General features: G+C 66.4%; 18 protein-coding genes. 15 read left to right on the top strand and 3 right to left on the bottom strand.

The window, feature by feature from the left end; genetic code table 11:
- Positions 1–128 precede the first annotated feature (128 nt).
- The 5 genes from H977_RS0113490 to H977_RS0113470 all read left to right on the top strand — a co-directional run bounded on the left by H977_RS0113490 (position 129) and on the right by H977_RS0113470 (position 4,914).
- On the top strand, positions 129–1,097 hold the full coding sequence (locus H977_RS0113490; protein ID WP_029108375.1) for a TerC family protein: 969 nt from the start codon (positions 129–131) through the stop codon (positions 1,095–1,097).
- 55 nt (positions 1,098–1,152) lie between these two features.
- Positions 1,153–1,560, top strand: a complete 408-nt coding sequence (locus H977_RS0113485; protein WP_029108374.1) for a hypothetical protein — start codon at positions 1,153–1,155, stop codon at positions 1,558–1,560.
- 128 nt (positions 1,561–1,688) lie between these two features.
- Positions 1,689–2,900 (top strand): PP2C family protein-serine/threonine phosphatase, encoded by a 1,212-nt coding sequence (locus H977_RS0113480; protein WP_029108373.1) that lies wholly within the window; start codon positions 1,689–1,691, stop codon positions 2,898–2,900.
- Positions 2,897–4,474: a sensor histidine kinase gene (locus tag H977_RS0113475; RefSeq protein ID WP_029108372.1), complete on the top strand. Its 1,578-nt coding sequence runs from the start codon at positions 2,897–2,899 to the stop codon at positions 4,472–4,474. The genes H977_RS0113480 and H977_RS0113475 overlap by 4 nt, the downstream gene beginning before the upstream one ends.
- Positions 4,471–4,914, top strand: coding sequence for a response regulator (locus tag H977_RS0113470; protein WP_029108371.1), 444 nt, complete (start codon positions 4,471–4,473; stop codon positions 4,912–4,914). The genes H977_RS0113475 and H977_RS0113470 overlap by 4 nt, the downstream gene beginning before the upstream one ends.
- On the opposite strand, the gene H977_RS0113465 is transcribed toward H977_RS0113470, so the two are convergent.
- Together H977_RS0113465 and H977_RS0113460 are read right to left on the bottom strand one after the other, a co-directional pair.
- Complete coding sequence (locus tag H977_RS0113465) at positions 4,887–5,330, bottom strand: ATP-binding protein (RefSeq protein WP_029108370.1); 444 nt, start codon at positions 5,328–5,330, stop codon at positions 4,887–4,889. The two genes, H977_RS0113470 and H977_RS0113465, sit on opposite strands and share 28 nt — an antisense overlap.
- A gap of 32 nt (positions 5,331–5,362) precedes the next feature.
- On the bottom strand, positions 5,363–5,725 hold the full coding sequence (locus H977_RS0113460) for an STAS domain-containing protein (RefSeq protein ID WP_029108369.1): 363 nt from the start codon (positions 5,723–5,725) through the stop codon (positions 5,363–5,365).
- Between the two features lie 202 nt (positions 5,726–5,927).
- On the opposite strand from H977_RS0113460, the gene H977_RS0113455 reads away from it, so the two are divergent.
- From H977_RS0113455 to H977_RS0113440, 4 genes are all read left to right on the top strand, one after another.
- Complete coding sequence (locus H977_RS0113455) at positions 5,928–7,526, top strand: aldehyde dehydrogenase (NADP(+)) (protein WP_029108368.1); 1,599 nt, start codon at positions 5,928–5,930, stop codon at positions 7,524–7,526.
- 25 nt (positions 7,527–7,551) lie between these two features.
- Positions 7,552–8,475 (top strand): 5-dehydro-4-deoxyglucarate dehydratase, encoded by a 924-nt coding sequence (locus tag H977_RS0113450; protein ID WP_029108367.1) that lies wholly within the window; start codon positions 7,552–7,554, stop codon positions 8,473–8,475.
- Entirely contained in the window at positions 8,475–9,740 is a 1,266-nt protein-coding gene (locus H977_RS0113445; RefSeq protein WP_029108366.1) for a glucarate dehydratase family protein, read from the top strand. The genes H977_RS0113450 and H977_RS0113445 overlap by 1 nt, the downstream gene beginning before the upstream one ends.
- A gap of 128 nt (positions 9,741–9,868) precedes the next feature.
- Entirely contained in the window at positions 9,869–10,795 is a 927-nt protein-coding gene (locus H977_RS0113440; RefSeq protein ID WP_029108365.1) for a LysR family transcriptional regulator, read from the top strand.
- Positions 10,796–10,886: 91 nt separating this feature from the next.
- On the opposite strand, the gene H977_RS0113435 is transcribed toward H977_RS0113440, so the two are convergent.
- Positions 10,887–11,864, bottom strand: coding sequence for a 2-hydroxyacid dehydrogenase (locus H977_RS0113435; protein ID WP_029108364.1), 978 nt, complete (start codon positions 11,862–11,864; stop codon positions 10,887–10,889).
- A 317-nt stretch (positions 11,865–12,181) separates the two neighbouring features.
- On the opposite strand from H977_RS0113435, the gene H977_RS0113430 reads away from it, so the two are divergent.
- The 6 genes from H977_RS0113430 to H977_RS0113405 are packed head-to-tail and all read left to right on the top strand — an operon-like array spanning position 12,182 to position 18,433.
- On the top strand, positions 12,182–13,735 hold the full coding sequence (locus tag H977_RS0113430; protein WP_029108363.1) for an ABC transporter substrate-binding protein: 1,554 nt from the start codon (positions 12,182–12,184) through the stop codon (positions 13,733–13,735).
- Positions 13,736–13,740: 5 nt separating this feature from the next.
- Positions 13,741–14,670, top strand: a complete 930-nt coding sequence (locus H977_RS0113425; RefSeq protein WP_029108362.1) for an ABC transporter permease — start codon at positions 13,741–13,743, stop codon at positions 14,668–14,670.
- Between the two features lie 56 nt (positions 14,671–14,726).
- Positions 14,727–15,668: an ABC transporter permease gene (locus H977_RS0113420; RefSeq protein WP_231395956.1), complete on the top strand. Its 942-nt coding sequence runs from the start codon at positions 14,727–14,729 to the stop codon at positions 15,666–15,668.
- An 11-nt stretch (positions 15,669–15,679) separates the two neighbouring features.
- Positions 15,680–16,738, top strand: coding sequence for an ABC transporter ATP-binding protein (locus H977_RS33035; RefSeq protein ID WP_051288868.1), 1,059 nt, complete (start codon positions 15,680–15,682; stop codon positions 16,736–16,738).
- Complete coding sequence (locus tag H977_RS0113410) at positions 16,731–17,714, top strand: ABC transporter ATP-binding protein (protein WP_029108360.1); 984 nt, start codon at positions 16,731–16,733, stop codon at positions 17,712–17,714. The genes H977_RS33035 and H977_RS0113410 overlap by 8 nt, the downstream gene beginning before the upstream one ends.
- Positions 17,711–18,433: a sulfite exporter TauE/SafE family protein gene (locus H977_RS0113405; protein WP_029108359.1), complete on the top strand. Its 723-nt coding sequence runs from the start codon at positions 17,711–17,713 to the stop codon at positions 18,431–18,433. The genes H977_RS0113410 and H977_RS0113405 overlap by 4 nt, the downstream gene beginning before the upstream one ends.

Below are 18,433 nucleotides of genomic sequence, written 5' to 3'. Positions count from 1 at the left end.
ACGGAGGGGAGTATTCCTTTCGCTGCGATGTCGTCATCACGTCGGTCGTCAATGACCGATCGGTGTCGCGGGCCGGTCTGTGACCGGTGGAAGAGACCTCCGGCGTTTTGACGACCGGAGGATTCTCGATGCAGGTAACCCAGCTGGAATGGATCATCACCCTCGCTGTGACGATCGCCGTTCTGCTGTTCGACGTCGTCGTGATCGGGCGACGCCCCCACGAACCCAGCACGCGTGAGACGGCGACTGCGTTGTCGATCTACATCGGCATGGCGGTGGCGTTCGGGGTGTTCGTGTGGTTCTTCCACGGCAGCCAGTTCGGGCTGGAGTTCTTCGCCGGGTGGCTCACCGAGTACAGCCTGTCGGTGGACAACCTGTTCATCTTCTTGATCATCATGGCCAGCTTCAAGGTGCCAAGGATCTACCAGCAGCAGGCCCTGCTGGTCGGCATCATCCTGGCGCTGATCTTCCGCGGCATCTTCATCGCGCTCGGCGCGGTGGCCATCAACCAGTTCTCCTGGGTGTTCTACATCTTCGGCGCGTTCCTGGTGTACACCGCGATCAACCTGGTGCGCGACACCGACCACGACGACGACGGCGACAACGGCGTGGTGCGGTTCGCCCGCAAGCACCTGCGCACGACCGACAAGTGGGACGGCCTGCGGCTGTGGATCCACGAAAACGGGCAGCGGCTGATGACGCCCATGTTCCTGGTGATCGTGGCGCTGGGCACCACGGACCTGTTGTTCGCGCTGGACTCGATCCCGGCGATTTACGGGCTGACGCAAGAGCCCTACCTGGTGTTCACCGCGAACGTGTTCGCCCTGATGGGGTTGCGCCAGCTCTACTTCCTGCTGGGTGACCTGCTCAAGCGGCTCGTCTACCTGTCGCAGGGGCTGGCGTTCATCCTGGCTTTCATCGGCGTGAAGCTGGTGTTCCATGCGCTGCACGAGAACGAGCTGCCGTTCATCAACGGCGGCGAGCCGGTGCACGTCCCGGAGATCCCGACCCTGGCGAGTCTCGGCGTGATCGTGGTGACACTGGCCATCACCACCGCCGCGAGCCTGTACAAAACCCGGGTGCGCGACGCGCGGTAATCCCTTGGATTCCGGCTGAGCGCAACCATCGGCAGTCCGGTTCCGGCTGCGTAGCGTGGCCCGGGTGCGCCTATTTGTGGTGGAAGCAGGGGATTGGACCGAGCTGACCGACGGTGACCGGCCGACGGCGCGGATCTCGGCGCCCGACCTGGCCCAGGCCCGCCGGATCCGCTCCGGTCTGAAATCCGAGGACGATGCCGTCTCGGTGATCCTCGATGTCACCGTCGCGGTGGCCGGGGATTACCGCTCGGCCCGCTGCAGCCTGACGGTGGCAGGCCCGCAGGCCGAGGTCCGCTACATCGGCACCGTCGACGGCCTGACCGGCCTGATCGCCGATATCGAGGCGGCCGGGGTGGCCGACGGTGTCACCCTGATTCCCGCCGCAGCGGGTCAGGACCCGCGGGGGTTGGGGGCCGACGTGCTGCGCCGGCTGGAACTCCGCACTCAGGCCCGAGCCTCCTGATCCGGAGGCCGGTTCATTCGGCCGACGGAGAATTGACGCCTACGCATAGGTATTCTCGACGACGTCGTCACTAAAGCAGAGGGTCAGCGCGACCGGGGTGACCTCAGTTGAGTGAAGGACGTGATCCCATGCGCGCGGAACAACCGTATCCCTCTGCCACCCTTGCCGGCCCGGGCTTGGGCCGACGAATGTCTTTGTTGCTGGTCGAGGATGACCGCGGCGATGCCCTGTTGGTCGAAGAGCAGATCGCCGACATCGCCGACACGGCCGAGATCGACCTGGTCTGGGTGCAGTCCATGGCGGCTGCCGAGCGGGCGCTGGTCGACGATCGTCCCGACTGCGTGCTGCTCGACCTGAACCTGCCGGACGCACAAGGCATCGATGCGCTGCACCGGCTGGGCAGGCTGGATCCGGCCGTTCCGGTCATCGTGCTCACCGGTTTGAACGACGAGCATTTCGGCGTCTCGGCGGTGGCCTCGGGCGCCCAGGACTACCTCGTCAAGGGACGGGTGGATCCGGAGATGCTGCGGCGTGCGGTGGTGTACTCCATCGAGCGCAAGCGGGCCGAGTTGACCGCGGTGGACCTGCACGCCAGCCGGCTGCGCGAACGGGAGAACGCTCGGCTCGAGCGCGGCCTGCTGCCGTCCGCGTTGCTCCTGGACGATCCGGGCGTCGAGATCGTCACCAAGTCTCTGCCGAACCGGCGGGAGGCGTTGTTGGGCGGCGATTTCTACGACATCGTGCAGACGCCCGACCGCACTGTTCACGTGATGATGGGCGACGTCGCCGGCCATGGGCCCGACGAGGCCGCGCTGGGAGTGGCTCTACGGATAGGTTGGCGTGCACTGACATTCGCCGGCCTGCGGGGAAACGAGCGGATGCGTCAACTCGACCGCATCCTCACCACCGAACGCCACGGACCGGGAATCTTCGCGACACTGCTCAGTGTGGCGCTCGATCCGGACCGCGGCCGGTACGACGTGGTCCGCGCCGGACATCCCGGCCTGCTCGTCCACGGTGACAAGGACGTGCGATGGGTCGAGCCGACGGCCGGTTCGGCACTCGGCTTGGGCGCCACCCAGTGGCCGGTCGACACGCTGGAACTGCCGGAAGGGCACGGTCTTGTCTTGCTCACCGACGGATTGTTCGAGGGGCACGCCGGCCCGGGTGGTGAACGTCTCGGCGAACAAGGCCTGCTCGAACTGGCCAAGTCGGTCGCGGACCTGCCCGGCCGTGAATTCGTGGGTGCGCTGATCGGCGAAGTCGAATCCCGTGCGCATCCGTACGGCGGTCTCAGCGACGACATCGCGCTGATCAGGGTGGAGCGTTCCCCGGCATGAAGCTCTCGGTGCAGGGCTGGCAGAACCTGCTGGTGGCGGTGATGTGCGTGATCGTCCTCACCGGCGCGATCGCCGGCATCGCCCTGGTCGGCCGAACCGACGCGGTGTCCCGCGAATTGATCGACGACATTCAGCCCGCGCGGGTGGCTGCCTACCAGCTGCAGGGGGCGCTGCGGGACCAGGAGACGGCCGTACGCGGATACGCCATCGCCGCAGACCCACGGTTCCTCGCGCCCTACGGTGACGGACAACGAGCGGAAGTGGCTGCCGCCGAGCAGATCCGGGGCTATCTGGCCGGACACGCGGATCTGCTGGCCGATCTGGACACGATCGAGAACGGGGCGGCGACGTGGCGGTCCACCTATGCCGAGCCGCTCATCGACAGCGTCGAGGTGGGCAGTCCGGCGATCGTCGACACGGGCACCTCGGATCGCGGAAAGGCTGAATTCGACCGGTTACGTGCGTTGTTCGACGTCCAGAACGCCAATCTGAGCCAGGCCAGGCAGGCCAGTGTCGATGAGTTGGGACACGTCCGGGGCTGGCGCGACGCCGTGGTGATCGCGATGATCCTGGCGTTCTTCGCCATGGCAGTACTGATGACTGTGCTGGTGCGCAGCGCCGTCACCCGGCCGCTGGGCGCGCTCGCGGCCTCCTGTCGCAGGATCACCGAAGGACACTTCGCCGAACGCATCGTTCCCAAGGGCCCCAAGGACATTCGCGCCATCGCCGCCGATGTCGAGGACATGCGCCAACGGGTCGTCGACGAACTCGACGCATCACGATCGGTCCAGGCCGCTCTCGATCAGCAGGCCGAGGAACTGCGCCGCTCCAACGCCGAACTCGAGCAGTTCGCCTACGTCGCATCGCACGACCTTCAGGAGCCGTTACGAAAGGTCGCCTCGTTCTGCCAGTTACTGGAGAAGCGGTACGGCGACAAGCTCGACGAGCGGGGCGTCGAGTACATCGGCTTCGCAGTAGACGGTGCCAAACGCATGCAGGTGCTGATCAACGACCTGCTCACCTTTTCGCGGGTGGGGCGGCTGGGCGCCACCTATACCGAGGTGGATCTCGACGCCGCACTGGACGCCGCGCTGGGCAACCTCACCACCGCCATCGGCGAGTCCGGCACCGAGATCCAGCGTCCGGACGAGCCTTTCCCGACGATCGACGGCGATCCCACGCTGATGACGATGGTGTGGCAGAACCTGATCGGCAACGCGGTCAAGTTCCGTCGCGATGGGGTGGCGCCCCGCATCGTCATCGACTGCCACGCCGGCACCGGTGAATTCGACGAGAACTGGGTATTCAGCGTCACGGACAACGGGATCGGTATCGCTGAGGAGTTCGTGGACAAAGTCTTCGTCATATTTCAGCGCCTCCACGGCCGCGATGCCTTCAGCGGCACGGGCATCGGGCTGGCGCTGTGTAAGAAGATCGTCGAGCACCACGGCGGCTCCATCTGGATCGACACGTCCTACACCGGCGGTACCAGGTTCATGTTCACGTTGCCCGCCACGCCCACCACCGTGCCCAACGGTGTCTCAGAAGCCCAGTTGGAAGGAAAGCCGCAATGACCTCATCGGAAAGCCGAGCCATCGACATCCTGTTGGTCGAAGACGACCCCGGTGACGAGCTGATCACCCGGGAAGCGTTCGAGCACAACAAGATCAAGAACAACTTGCACGTCGCGCGCGACGGTGAGGAAGGCTTGGACTTTCTGTACCGGCGCGGCGCCTTCAAGGACGCGCCGCGGCCCGAACTGATCCTGCTGGATCTCAACCTGCCGAAGTACGACGGCAGGCAGCTTCTGGAGAAGATCAAGTCCGACGCCGACCTGTGCCACATCCCGATCGTCGTGCTGACCACGTCGTCGGCCGAAGAGGACATCATCCGCAGTTACAAACTGCACGCCAATGCCTACGTCACCAAACCCGTTGACCTCGACCAGTTCATGAGCGCGGTCCGTCAGATCGACGAGTTCTTCGTTCAGGTGGTACGGCTTCCACAGTTCTGATCGATGTTGTCCCACTGCAGGCGCACCGCTGTGCCCGCGTGGTTCGAGTCGATGACGGCTCGATCGGTGAGGGCACGCATCAACGGGATACCGCGACCGCGGGCCGGGTTCTTGTGGTCGGTTTCGGCGATGCGCCACATGCCCTCATCGCTGACGGTGACGGTGAGAACCTCCGCGTCGCCGTCGTAATCGGCACGCAGATGCATCAACCCGGGCGCCGCCGAGTTCACGTACGCGAACTCGGCAGCGTTGGCCAATGCCTCGTTCACGGCCAGCACCACATCGCTGGCCCGGGTGGGGTCGAGGGTGAAATGCGCACGCAGCCAACTGGAGAATTCACGCCGTATCTGTGCCGCGTCTTCCGGCGCGGCCCTGACATGCTTCGTGAAATGAGCTGACTGGCCTGCGTCTGTCATGTCGACCTGTGGCTACCCCGTTATCGCCGCTGTTATGTCTTCAGTGCGGCCAATGCCTCGTCGAGCGTCGCGAACAGGTCGACGACGTCGGCAATCCCCACCAGTTTCAGCGGGCGGCTGGTGGCCGGTCCATCAGCGACGACGGCGAACCGCACCGCGTCGTCCAGTTGCTCCTGCGCGGCGACCAGGACACCCATCCCGGCCGAGGCCAGAAATTCCACGGCACTCAGATCGACAACGATGGCCGAGGGCGAGCTCTTGGCGGCAGCGGTGATCCCCTCTTCGAGTTTCGGTGAGGTGAGCATGTCGACCGTTCCGGCCACTGCCACCACACTCACATCACCGACACGGCTCTCTTCCACCGAGCAGCTTGCCGGGTCCGGCTGGCTAGTCATCGTCACCTCCGGGGTGATTGGGGCGCCTATGGAGGCGTCGACAAATAATAACGGTGTAAACAACGGCCGCTCGCCACGGCCCACCTGGCGGGGGCTGCCGGCTCTTCTTCCGCGCTAAGGCCAGAGAACTAATGCAATCGATGCATCAGTGAGTGGATATTTTGACTTGGACATGTATTTATAGGGGTCGTACCGTGCCCTTATGACATCGATGGTGCAGACGACAGACCTGTCCGGGCAGATGTTGATCGCGGGAACTTCCGTGCGGGGTACCGGCAAGGAGATCCGCGGCGTCGATCCGCAGACGGGAAACCCCCTTGAGCCGCCGTATCCGTACGGTGACCGCTCGCATGTCGAAGGGGCTTGCGCTGCCGCGGCCGAGGCTTTCACGGGGTACCGGTCGGCGCCGATCGAGACCAGGGCCCGATTCCTCGAGGCGATCGCCGCCAACCTCGAGTCGATCGGTGAGGCACTCGTGGAGCGCGCTCACGCCGAGAGTGGTCTGCCACGGGCACGGCTGACCGGCGAGGTCGGCCGCACCGCAGGCCAACTGCGGCTGTTCGCCGGAGTGCTTCGGGAGGGCAGCTGGAATCAGGCCCGCATCGATCCCGCACAGCCCGATCGACACCCGCTGCCGCGTCCCGACATTCGTCAGCGCAGCGTGCCGCTGGGACCCGTCGCAGTATTCGGTGCCAGCAACTTCCCGCTGGCCTTCTCGGTGGCAGGCGGCGATACGGCCTCCGCGCTGGCGGCCGGATGCCCGGTCGTGGTCAAGGCACACGACGCGCACCCCGGCACGTCCGAGCTCGTCGGCCGGGCGATCACCGAGGCTGTCGCGGCCCTCGGCCTACCCGCCGGAACGTTCTCCCTGCTCTACGGATACGGTCCCGATCTCGGTACCGCTCTGGTCACCGATCCGCGGATCAAGGCCGTCGGATTCACCGGCTCCCGGGCGGGCGGCATGGCGCTGGTCGCCGCTGCGGCCGCCCGTCCCGAACCGATTCCGGTGTACGCCGAGATGAGCGCCGTCAACCCGGTATTCCTGCTTGGCGGTGCGCTGTCGAGTCGCGGAGCCGAGCTGGGCCGGGCCTTCGTCGGGTCCCTCACGCTGGGCTCGGGGCAGTTCTGCACCAATCCCGGCCTCGTGATCGCGGCCGACGGTCCCGAGCTGGACGCGTTCATCGCGGCGGCCGGCGAAGCCGTGGCGGCAAGTGCGCCGACCGCGATGCTGACGCCCGCCATCGCCGACAGCTTCGGTCGCGGGGTGGCGGCACTGCAGGGCGAAGCCACGCTCATCGCGCGGGGATCCGAAGACCAGGCGCCGGCGGCCTCGTGCCGAGCCGCGCTGTTCGCCACCGATGCGCCCACCTTCCTGGACTCCCAAACGTTGCAGGCCGAGGTGTTCGGTGCGGCAGGCGTGATCGTGCGGTGTGCTGACGCCGATGAGATGCTGCGGTTGGCGGGTGGCCTCGAAGGGCAGCTGACGGCCACGATCCAGGCCGACGAGTCCGACCACGCCCAAGCAGGCGAACTGCTGGACGTCCTGGAGCTCAAGGCGGGCCGGATTCTGTTCAACGGCTGGCCGACAGGCGTCGAGGTCGGCCACGCCATGGTTCACGGCGGGCCCTTCCCGTCGACCTCCGATTCGCGCACCACATCGGTCGGCGCCCGCGCCATTGAGCGGTTCCTGCGGCCGGTGTGCTACCAGGATGCGCCGAAGTCCTTGCTGCCCACTGCCGTTGCCGACGGAAATCCGGACGGACTGTGGCGCCGTATCGACGGCCAACTCACCAAAGACTGATCTCGACGAAACAAGGAGTAGACACATGCTGGACGGCGTCCTGTTCTTCCCGGTAACCCCACTCACCGCGGCCGGTGCCCTCGACGTGGAACTGCTCGCGCAGCACGTCGCCAAGGGGGTCGAGGCCGGACCGGGCGGCGTGTTCATCGGTTGCGGCACCGGAGAATTCCATGCGCTCGATCCCGAGGAGATGCGAACCGTGGTGCGCACCGCCGTCGAGGTGGTCGCAGGCCGGGTTCCGGTGTACGCGGGTGCGGGCGGTTCCATCGCGTCGGCCAAGGCCTTCGCCGAGGTGGCCGCAGAAGCCGGGGCGGACGGGCTCCTGCTGCTCCCGCCGTATCTCGTGGAGATGCCGCAGGCGGGCCTCGTGGCGTACACGCGGGAGGTCTGCGCTGTCACCGACCTGCCCGTCGTGGTCTACAACCGTAACAACGCGCGCTACACCGAGGCCTCCGCAATCGAGGTCGCACTCATGCCGAATGTGGTCGGATTCAAGGACGGCACAGGAGATCTCGATCAGGTGTCGCGCATCGTGCGCTCGGTCACCGATGCGTTGGAGCCGAGCGGTAAGCCCTTCCAGTTCTTCAACGGCCTGCCCACCGCGGAGGTGTCGCAGCAGGCGTACCGCGCCATCGGCGTGACCCTGTACTCGTCCGCCGCCTTCGCGTTCGCACCCGATATCTCGCTGGCCTTCTACCAGGCGCTGGAGACCGGCAACGAGCAGTTGACCGCCGCACTGTTGCGCGAGTTCTACCATCCGCTCGTCCGGCTGCGTGACAGTGTGCCGGGGTATGCGGTCTCACTGGTGAAAGCAGGGGTGACCCTGGAGGGGATCCCTGCCGGCCCGGTGCGTCCCCCGCTGGTCGATGCCGGTCCGGACGATGTCGCCGAGCTGCGCCGGATCCTCGCGGCCGGGCGGGCGGTGCTCGCCGACGCCCTGGTGCACTGATGTCCGCTGAGCGGATCCGGATCACCGGCGCGCGCATCACGCCTGTTGCCTTCGCCGATGCGCCGTTGCTCAACACCGTCGGCGTGCATGAGCCGTTCGCGCTGCGGGCGATCATCCAGCTGGACACCGACGCGGGTCTGACCGGGCTCGGCGAGACCTACGCCGATACCCTGCACCTACAGCGGCTGCGGGCCGCCGCCGATGCGATCGTCGGCCAGGATGTCTTTGCCCTCAACACTGTTCGTGCATCCATCGCCGAGCGGCTGCGAGGGGACACGGCGGCGGTCGGGACCGCGGGCATGATCACCTCGGCCAGTGCGGTCGACCAGGTGTTCTCGCCGTTCGAGGTGGCGTGTCTCGACGTGGCAGGGCAGGCCACCGGCCGGCCCGTGTCGGATCTGCTTGGCGGCGCGGTGCGTGACGAGGTGCCGTTCAGCGCGTATCTGTTCTACAAGTGGGCCGCGCACCCGGGCGCCGAACCCGACAGTTGGGGCGAGGCGCTCGACCCCGACGGCATCGTGGCCCAGGCGCGTCGGATGGTCGACGAATATGGTTTCAGTGCAATCAAACTCAAGGGCGGCGTATTTCCTCCCGAAGAGGAGGTGGCCGCGATCGAGGCGCTGCGGGCTGAATTCGGCGATCATCCGCTGCGGCTTGACCCGAACGCTGCCTGGACTCCCGAGACATCGCTGAAGGTGGCGGCCCGGCTGGCCGGGGTGCTGGAGTATCTCGAGGATCCGACACCGGGTTTGGACGGCATGGCGGAGGTCGCGGCCCAGGCGCCGATGCCGTTGGCCACCAACATGTGTGTGGTGGCGTTCGATCAACTGGCACCCGCGGTCGCCAAGAACTCGGTGTCGGTGGTGCTCTCCGACCACCACTACTGGGGCGGGTTGCAGCGGTCCAGGCTGCTGGCAGGCATCTGCGACACGTTCGGCATGGGATTGTCCATGCACTCCAACTCCCACCTGGGGATCAGCCTGGCCGCAATGGTGCACCTGGCCGCGGCCACGCCGGATCTCACCTACGCGTGCGACACCCACTGGCCGTGGAAGACCGAGGATGTCGTCCGGCCCGGTGTGCTCGAATTCCGCTCTGGCTCGGTGCCGGTGCCGACCGGTCCCGGTCTGGGAGTGCAGATCGACGACGACGCGCTGGCCGCCCTCCACGAGCAGTACCTTCGCTGCGGCCTCACCGATCGCGACGACACCGGCTACATGCGCAGCGTCGATCCGTCTTTCGAGGCCGTCAGCCCGCGCTGGTAGGTGGGGTGGCCGGCCACGGCGCCCTCGCGTGGCCGCGATCGCGGGATATATTCGCGCTGCGGCCGTCAATCGCGTGCATCCATGCGATATGCGCATTTATCGGGTCGCATCGGCGATAGGCTTCGTCGGTGTTTTCACTGTCGAGGCTCTCGTGCTTCATCGCGGTGGCCGAAGAGCTCCACTTCGGGCGGGCCGCCGAACGGCTGCACATGACCCAGCCGCCACTGAGTCGCCAGATCCAGCAGTTGGAGAGCGAACTCGGCGTGCACCTGATCGACCGCACCACCCGCTCGGTCACGCTGACACCGGCAGGTGTGGCATTCCTGCCCGACGCGCGGCGAATCCTGCAGTTGGCCGAAGGCGCTGCACTCAATGTAAAGCGGGTTCCCGCAGGAGATCTCGGCACCGTCGTGATCGGATTCACTGCGGCGTCGGCGCACGCTATCCTGCCACCACTGCTCGACGCTGCGCGTGAGCGGCTACCAGACGTGAACCTCGACCTGCGCGAGATGGTCACCGCCGCCCAGATCGAAGGGCTCATGACGGGCGAACTGGACCTGGGAATGGCCAGACCGCCCCTGAAACGGCCGGGCCTGGTATCCCGGCCGCTGCTGCACGAGCAGCTCATCGCCGCGTTGCCCGCCGCGCACCCGCTGGTGGACATGAGCCGCCAGCTCACTCTCAACGATCTCGACGGCGAGGACATGATCATGTACTCGCCGGTGCAGGCGCGCTATTTCAACGAACTCTTGATCAGCACCTTCACCATCGCCGGTGCGACCCCGCGTTACGTCCAGTACGTCACCCAGGTGCACACCATGCTGGTATTGGTGCGCTCGGGCATCGGCATCGCGCTGGTGCCCGCCTCGGCGGCCACATTGCATCCCGAGGGCGTGGTGTTCCGCTCCATCGGCGCGTTCCGGGAACGTCCGGTCGAACTCGACGCGGTCTGGCGTGGCGACAGCACCAACCCGGCCCTGTTGAGGCTGCTGCGCGACGTGTTGCCGCAGCGCGAGTGGACCACTGACGATCTCGTCGAAGACTTCGTGGGTTGAGCTTGGTCTGAACTGTCACGAGATCGACGAAATGGTTGTTCGGCGCAGGTATCTGCGACCCTTGCGTCGACCTCGCGGATGAGAAGGCCGACTACTGGGCCGCCGGAGCGGGCATGGGCACCGGCGTGACGAGTTGGCCCGATTCCAGGAACTTGTCCAGATTGGCCAGGGTCAGCGCCTCCATGGCGGCCCGCGTCTCCACCGTCCCGCTGCCGACGTGGGGGAGCAGCACCACGTTGTCCAGAGACAGCAACGCCTCGGGCACGTGCGGTTCGTCGGTGAACACATCGAGGCCGGCTCCGGCCAGCCTGCCGTCGGTCAGGGCGTCGACGAGGGCTTGTTCATCGACGACGCTGCCCCGGGCGATGTTGATGAGGTAGCCGTCGGGCCCGAGCGCGGCGAGGACCTCGCGGTCGACCAGATGGCGGGTTCCGCTGCCGCCCGCCGCAGCGATGATCAGGACGTCGACCTGGCGGGCGAGTTCGACGGCGGACGCGACATAGGTGTACGGGCTGTCGGGAACCTCGCGCCGGTTGTGGTAGCTGATCGGGCAACCGAATGCGACCAGCCGGGCGGCGATCGCCTGACCGATGCGGCCGAGCCCGATGACGCCGATGCGGGATCCTGAAACCTTGTGGGTCAGTGGGTAATTGCCGTCGGTCACCCAACGGCCCTGCCGTAGATAGCGGTCAGAGGCCGAGAACTGCCGCATCGTGTCGATCAACAATCCGACTGCGGTGTCGGCCACGCAGTCACTGAGTACATCGGGAGTGTTGCTGACCACGATGTCTCGCGCGGCGGCCTCGGCAACGTCTGTGGTGTCGTATCCGACGCCGAAGTTGATCACCGCGCCGAGATTGGGCAGCGACGCCATCAGGTCGGCGTCCACACCCGTGCGCCCCGATGTCACTGCCGTGGTCACGGCGGCGCCGTGTTCGGCCAGGAACGTCGCGCGGTCGGCACCCTCGGGTAGCACCCACGCGTCGTACCCGGTGCGAAGGGTCTCGGCGAGCGACGGCTTGAGCGGGCCCACCTGTAGGACGCGACGGGTGGAAACTGATTCGGGCACACGTACTCCTCGGTCGGGATGCAGCTACGGTAAGCCTGCCTGCAAATACCCGTCCAACACGGAAATAGCATGGGTTGATACGCAAGCTGCATAATTGCCGCCACGGCATTGCCGTAGCCGTATATGTCGGTCTGTCATGGCGCGATATGCGCTGGTCAGGCGCCTAATTAGGCCTCCCTGTTCGGGGGTTCGCCAGCGCGAATTCAGGCCGATTCGGCCGTTTTCCGTGGGTTGACGGCTGTCGGCGGACGTTCATAGCGTGTGTCTGCGATCACAAACAGCATCCACATACGTGGACGTCACACCCTGGAGGATCCATGAGGCGATTTCTCGCCGCTCCGGCAGTCGCCCTGGGCGCCTGCGCGCTCACCGCGGGGTGCACGGTCGCCAATACCGCGCACGGTGGCTACGACCCCGGCACGCTGCGCATCGTCATCTCCCAGGAGCCGCCCACCCTGGAACCTTGCGAGAGCTCGCTGACTTCGACCGGCATCGTGGTGCGGTCCAACATCACCGAACCGCTCATCGAGCGCGATCCCGACACCGGCGACCTGAAGCCGCTGCTATCTACCGGGTGGCGCCAAACCGCGCCTGACCAATGGACTTTCGACATTCGCAAAGGCGTCAGCTTCTCCGACGGCGCTCCGTTCACCGCCAGGGACGCCGCCTTCTCGATCGATCGCGCGGTGAACTCCGACCTGCAGTGCAACGTCGACGGTTATGTGTTCGGCGACGACAAGCTCGACGTCACGGCGCCTGACGAGAACACCGTTGTCGTCGGCACGCCCAAGCCGGATCCGATTCTTCCGCTGCGCATCTCATTCGTCGAGATCGTGCCGTCGAGCACCAGCACGACCGAGAAGGTGCGCGAGCCGATCGGAACCGGGCCGTATGCGATCTCCGACTGGGAATACGGCCAGAAGCTGTTGCTCAAGCGCAACGACCGCTACTGGGGCGACAAGCCGGCCTTCGCTCGCGCCGAGTACCAGTGGCGTAGTGAGGGCAGCGTGCGTGCGGCCATGATCACCAATGACGAGGCGGACATCGCCACCTCGCTGGGGCCCGAGGACGGGGCCGGCGACCGCGGCGTTCCGTTCCAGAACAACGAGACCACCGCGCTGCGAATGCAGGCGGGTGAGGCGCCGCTCAACGACATCCGCGTGCGGCAGGCCATCAACTATTCGGTCAACCGGACCGGCATCGTCAAAGCCCTGTTCCGTGGGCTCGGAGAGCCGGCCTCCCAGCTCATCCCGTCGGGTGTCGTCGGGTACAACGATCGACTCGCGTTATGGCCCCACGATCTCGACAAGGCCAAAGCGCTCATCGCCGAGGCGAAGGCGGACGGGGTGCCGGTGGACCGCCAGATCCGGCTGATCGGCCGCACCGCCCAGTTCCCGAAGATCTCCGAGACCATCGAGGTGCTGCAGAGCGAATTCGCCGAGATCGGGCTCAACGTCAAGATCGAGATGATGGACACCGCCGGCCAGTTGCAATACCAGCTGCGCCCGTTCCCGGCCGACACCGGTCCCTACCTCCTGATGATCATGCACGGGAACCAGGCAGGCGACGCCGCCTTCACCATGGACCAGTACATGCTGTCCCAGGGGCCGCAGAGCGCCTACGGCACACCGGAATTCGACAAGTTGATCCGAGCCGCCGAAGCCCTCACCGGTCAGGCCCGCCAGGATGCGTTCGCGAAACTGTTCGCCGAGGAACCGCAGCAGATCATGCAGTTCGCCTACATCGCACACATGAAGGGCATTCTCGGCAAGTCGCCCCGGGTGGACTACACGCCCAACTCCGCCACCGGCGACGAGATGCGGCTGTCGGAGATGGCGCCCGCTCAGACCGACCGCACCGACAGGAGCTGAACCCGATGTTCCCCTTCGTCCGGCGCCGGATGTACACCAGCCTGATCCCGTTGATCATCGTGCTGCTCGGCGTGTTCCTGCTCGCCCGCCTCACCGGTGATCCGACCAACCTGTACCTACCGGAGTCCGCCACCGCCGACCAGCGCGAGGCGTTCGCCCACCAGCACGGATTCGACCAGCCGGTCTTCACCCAGCTGGTGGACTACTTCAAAGGGGTGGTCCATCTCGACTTCGGAACATCGTTGCGCACAGGCGAATCCGCTTCCGCGATGGCACTGCGAGCCTTCCCGGCCACGCTGCAACTCGCGCTCACCACCATGTTGCTCGCGATCATCGGTGCGGTCATCGTCGGCTGCTGGGCGGCCTACCGCCCCAACTCGCTGGCCGACCGGTTCTCCAGCCTGCTGTCCATGACCGCCGCCAGCATTCCCGACTTCTGGTTCGCCATCACCGGGGTTTGGCTGTTCTCGGTGCTGTTGGGTGTGTTGCCCACCTCGGGTGTGGACGACGGCATGCTGTCGTGGATTCTTCCGATCGCCACACTGATGATCCGCCCGCTCGGGGTGCTCACCCAGGTGGTCCGCGGCGCAATGGTCTCGGCTCTTTCGGCGCCGTACGTCCGGTTGGCGCGCAGCAAGGGCGCAGGTGACCTCCGTGTCGTCAGCCACCATGCGCTGCGCAATGCCGCCGCGCCGGCCCTGACCGTGGCAGGCGATCTCGCCGTGGGACTGATCAACGGCGCGGTCGTGGTCGAGGCCATCTTCGGCTGGCCCGGCATCGGCAAGCTCATGATCGACGCGATCCTGCAGCGCGACTTCGCCGTCCTGCAGGCCGCCGTCCTGCTCACCGCCGTGAGCATCTTCCTGCTGAACATCATCATCGACGCCTGCTATGCGCTGCTGGACGCACGCGTACGGGAACCGGCAAAGGTCTAGGGGTAGGCACCGTGAGCACGCAAATCGACCTGGTACCAGTCAAACCCACCACCGCCATCGTCGGCGAACCGGAGACCGAGCCGACCCGCAGGCGCACGGTCTGGTTCCGGCTGCTGGTCAACGACCGGGTGGCCGCCGTCGCCGCCGTGGTACTCGGCCTGGTGATCCTCACCGCGGTGTTCGGGCCCATGCTGATGGGCAACCTCGCCACCCACATCGACCTGGACAACTCGAACCAGGCGCCCTTCACCCTGGCCCACGGTTGGGCCAACGTGCTCGGCACCGACCCGCTGGGACGCAGCATGCTGGCCCGGCTCGTCGTCGCGTGCCGCACCACGCTGTCGGTGGCCATCCCCGCCGTGGTGATCTCGGCCGTCGTCGGTTCGCTGATCGGCATGTGGGCCGGCTTCTACCGCGGCTGGCGCGAAACACTGGCCATGCGCGTCGCCGATGTCATCATGAGCTTCCCGTCGCTGCTGCTGGCCGTGGTGGTGCTCTATGTGTTCTCCCCGAGTGCGGCCAATATCGTTGCGGTGCTGGCGATCACCCGTATTCCCGTGTATCTGCGCACCGCCCGCGCCGAGTCGGCCGAGCTGTCCAGCCGGGTCTTCGTCGACGCGGCCCGGACCTTCGGGGCCAGTGGACGTTCCATCATCACGCGGCATGTGGTGCCGATCGTGCTGCCCACTTTGCTGACCGTGGCCACGCTCGACTTCTGCTACGTCATGCTGGCCGAATCCTCGCTCAGCTTTCTCGGTATCGGCATCCAACCGCCCGACGTCAGCTGGGGCCTGATGGTCGCGCAGGGCCGCACCTACCTGCACACCGCATGGTGGCTGTCCTTCTTCCCCGGCGTGGCCATCGTCGTCACCACGGTCTCGGCCACCATCCTGGCCGCCTGGGCCCGGATCGCCACCGACCCGGGCCAACGCTGGCGGCTCACCGTCCCGCAGAAACGCTTGTCCCGCTTCACGAAGACCGGAAAGCGCCTCCCATGAAGGGCACTGTCATGACCTCCCAGCGCAGCGGTGCTGTCGTAGAACAGCCGCCGACGTCCCCTGACACCGACACCGACGCCGCCCTGCGGGTGGACGGGCTCACCGTCGACATCCGCACCATCACCGGAACCGTCCGCGCCGTCGACCACGTCAGCTTCGCCGCGCACCGGGGCCAGACGCTGGCCCTGCTCGGCGAATCCGGTTGCGGCAAGTCCATGACCGCCACCGCGCTGGTCGGCCTGCTGGAACCAGTGGCCGACGTGGTAGCCGGAACAGCGCGCATCGGCGACGTCGACATCTTGGCCACCGACCGCAAGACCCGGCGCAAGATGGCGGGCCCGGAACTGGCCATCGTGTTCCAGGATGCGCTGACCGCACTCAATCCGCTCTACACCGTCGGCACGCAACTGGCCGAGCCGTTCCGTATCCACCACGGGATGAAGGCCAAAGAGGCCAAACGCAGGGCGGTGGAACTCATGGCGCGGGTGGGCATCCCGCAGCCGGAGGAACGGATGAACTCCTATCCGCACCAGTTCTCCGGCGGCATGCGGCAGCGCCTGCTGATCGCGATGGCCGTCGCGCTGAACCCGCGGGTGCTGATCGCGGACGAACCGACCACCGCACTGGACGTCACGGTTCAGGCGCAGATCATGGCGTTGCTGAAAAGCCTGCGCGGCGAATACGACATGGCGGTTGTGCTGATCACCCACGATCTGGCACTGGTGGCCGAAGAAGCCGACCAGGTCGCGGTGATGTACGCCGGGCAGGTTGTCGAAACCGGTCCGGTGGCAGAAGTTTTCGCCCGACCCCGACACCCCTACACCAAGGGCTTGCTCGACTCCGTGCCGGTCGGTGCGGTACGCGGCGAGACACTCAAGTCGATCGGCGGGGCACCGCCGGACCTGCACTCGATCCCGGCCGGCTGCGTCTACCAGGATCGCTGCCCACTGGTGCGCGACCTCTGCGTCACCACCAGGCCGCCGCTCGAGGGTGACGGACAGCGCAGCGCCTGCCACTTCCCCGAAGAGGTCGAGACCCGCACGCGAGGAGGAGAAGCAACAGATGTCTGACAACCTGCTCACAGTCCGCGATCTGCGCAAGTCGTTCCGGGTGGGCAAGAACCAGCTCGTTGCCCTCGACGGCATCAGCCTGGATCTCGCCCGCGGTGAGACACTGGGTCTGGTCGGTGAATCCGGTTGCGGAAAGTCCACCCTGGCAAGGACTTTGATGATGCTGGAGCGCCCGGACTCTGGCACCGTGACCTTCGATGGCATCGACCCGTTCGCGCTCCGCGGCGCCGAGCTGCTGAAGTTTCGCCGACGGGTACAGATGGTGTTCCAGGACCCCTTCGCGTCGTTGAACTCGCGCATGACCGCAGGCGACATCGTCGCCGAGCCCTGGCGCACCCACAAGACCCTGCACCCGAACCGCAAGGACCGGGAGATGAGAGTGCGGGGCCTGTTCGACATGGTGGGACTGGGGGCCAAGGCCGTCAACAAGTACCCGCAGGAATTCTCCGGAGGACAACGGCAACGCATCGGTATCGCCAGGGCGTTGGCGCTCAACCCCGACGTCATCATCTGCGACGAACCGGTGTCGGCGCTGGACCTTTCGGTGCAGGCCCAGGTGCTCAACCTGCTCAACGACCTGCAGCAGGAACTCGGGATCTCCTACATCTTCATATCGCACGATCTGTCGGTGGTCCGCCACGTCGCCGATCGGGTCACGGTGATGTACCTGGGCCACATGATCGAAAGCGGCCGCACCGAGGACGTCTACGAGAACCCGCGCCATCCCTATACCGCGGCCCTGATGTCGGCGGCGCCGAAACTCGACGCGGCCCAACGTAACCACCGCATCCTGCTGAAGGGCGAGGTGCCCTCACCGCTGAATCCGCCGTCGGGCTGCCGTTTCCGGACGCGATGCTGGAAGGCCACCGAGGTCTGCGCGACGCGGGCGCCGGAGGCCGCGGCGGACCCGGCGGCGGCCGACCATGTGTCCGAATGCCACCACCCGTTGGAGCCGGCCGTACCGGTCTCGGCGTGAGCATCGCAGGCTACGGAATCATCGCCACCGCAATCGTGCTGGCGGCGTGCATGCAGGCCTCGATCGGTTTCGGCATGGGCATGCTGGCAGCACCGATAGTCGCGATCGTCGATCCCGGGCTCATCCCGGGAACGCTCATCATGCTCGCGACCATGGTCACGCTGATGGTGGTGGTGCGTGAACGCGAGGACATCGACCTCGCAGGCACCGGCTGGGCCCTGGCAGGGAGGGTGCCCGGGACCGTAGCCGGGGCACTGCTGTTGGTGGTGATGCCCAAGCAACTGCTGGCCTACGCGCTGGCCGCGGTGGTTCTCGGCGGTGTGGCCCTGACCAGCTTCGGCTGGGTACCCGTCCCGCACCGCCGCAACCTCGTGCTGGCCGGTGCCACCTCGGGTCTGCTGGGCACCGCCACGTCGATCGGTGGACCGCCGATGGCCCTGGTGTGGCAGAACAGCACCGGTGCCCGGTTACGCGGAACCATGAGCGGTTTCTTCCTGGTCGGATCCGTGCTGTCGCTCGTGCTGCTCGCACTCACGGGTTCCATCGGTCACCACACGGTCGTGGTGTTCGCCATGCTCGTGCCGGCGTGCGTCTTCGGTTATGTGTTGTCCCGGTGGGTGAATCGCCACCTGGACCGGCGGCGCCAGCGCTGGGCGGCCATCGCGATATCCACCATCGGCGCCGTGGTGCTGATCGTCCGCCAATTGATCGGAGGCTGA

Source organism: Mycobacterium sp. URHD0025 (assembly GCF_000426065.1).
Lineage (GTDB): Bacteria > Actinomycetota > Actinomycetes > Mycobacteriales > Mycobacteriaceae > Mycobacterium.
This window is presented reverse-complemented; position numbering and strand designations above follow the sequence as displayed.